The 1,675-nt window shown below is 39.3% G+C and carries 1 protein-coding gene and 1 pseudogene; both read left to right on the forward strand.

What is annotated here, in order from left to right; translation table 11 throughout:
- Positions 1–932 (forward strand): annotated as a pseudogene (locus F6K53_RS40565) (hypothetical protein); the annotation flags it as partial.
- A 192-nt stretch (positions 933–1,124) separates the two neighbouring features.
- Positions 1,125–1,598, forward strand: coding sequence for a DUF1822 family protein (locus F6K53_RS40570; protein ID WP_075902465.1), 474 nt, complete (start codon positions 1,125–1,127; stop codon positions 1,596–1,598).
- Positions 1,599–1,675 lie beyond the last annotated feature (77 nt).

A 1,675-nucleotide genomic window follows, 5' to 3' on the forward strand; every position in this document is an offset into this window, starting at 1 on the left:
CTATTGATAGCCGATATCTACAAATTACTTCTGATCAGGAGTGGGCCTCTTGGCGAGATAGTGTCTTTAAAAAGGTACTCGACGAGGGTCGTCTTCAGCAGCTAGCCCTAGAAGCACAACGACACCAACTCAATACCCCAGAGCGATTTTATGCCTTAACGGAATTGCTCAATGCCATTAAGCTTTCTGGTAAGCTTTACCATCGAGGCAAATTTTCCCCTGAGGTCTATGATGATGCTGTGAATCGGACATTGTATTATGTCTATCAAAACCTCAATCACTACAATCGAGAAAAAGGAAAATTTATAGCCTGGGTCAATTATCGCCTCGATAAGATGTTAAAAAAGGCTCAACAAGACCTGACTGACCCATTTATCCAAGCTCAATCTGGCAAAATTGTCAGAATTAAATATCAGTTGAGCGCTCTGATTAAAAGCACCAAACTAGATCATGTGATTGTTTGGATAACACTAACCATCAAAGGCCGGATTACAGACAAGACCCAGGCCAGTAATATTACTAAAATTCTGATAGTATTATTTTTGTTGTGCCAGTTAATCCTAAAAGACCGGAAAAAAGGAAATTCATTAGTGTTTGAGATGGCTAAAGCCTCTCTCCCTTTTTCCTCACACTTGTCTGAGAACACTGGGGAATCGCTTACCCTAGAGACTGTGGCACAACCGCAAACAGAACTGACGTTGTATGACCAGGTCAGATCCTATTTTAAAGAAGACCCAGAAAAGCTCTTGCAGAAACATATAAAAAACCATCCTGAAGCTACCTTACAAGTGATAGGGTTAGCCTACCTCGACGGAAAAAAATGGCAAGAGATATCGGATTGTTTAGGAATTAAAATTTCATCGCTTAATAACTTCTTTCAACGTAATCTTATAAAATTAGCACCTGAAATCAAGAGATATATAGAAGACTAAATGAGCTAAAAGTGATATAAAAAAAATCGCTGCTTAATCTTAGCCATACATAAACCTACATCAACTGTAGGGGTTAAATTAAATTATTACTATCTATATTCTACTACCCATAGAGTTGATAATTGATTGATAAGGCTAAACTAGAGAGATTGCTCAGCCACACCAGCCTGTCAACTTATACTCATACTACTTATGGTCACACTACCAGAAGCAGCCCATCAGCTAGCAGAAAAGCGTTGCCAACAGCAATCTAATCTGGAAAAAGCCGAACAGGTTTATCTCAATACCTTGGCGGTGTATGCAGTTAATGATTATTTACAGGGTCTAGAATTTGAAACTGATTTATACTCTAGTGATAGCCATAATTCGATCATGCAGACATTCCTAGATGTGGGGGATTTAGTGGTTAAAAATTATGGCAAGCTCGAATGTAAACCAGTCTCACCAGATGCCGAGTTTGTTTACGTCCCAGAAGAAGTTTTGCAAGACAGAATTGGTTATATAGCGGTGCAACTGAATGACTCCTTGACAGAAGCAAAACTGCTGGGATTTGTGGAAAATGTTACAACTAATGAGTTACCGTTAAGGCAGTTGCAGCCGATGGCAGATTTTCCAGAATACCTTCAGGATTTACCCAGAAAATCCACCGATAGTCGAGAGGTTTAATGTTGAAGGTTTTCTGTCAGAATGCAGAATGTAGAATTAAGAATGTAGAAGGCAGAAGGCATAAGGCATAAGGCAGA

It is taken from the genome of Moorena sp. SIO4A1 (assembly GCF_010672065.1).
In the GTDB taxonomy this organism is placed as follows: Bacteria; Cyanobacteriota; Cyanobacteriia; order Cyanobacteriales; family Coleofasciculaceae; genus Moorena.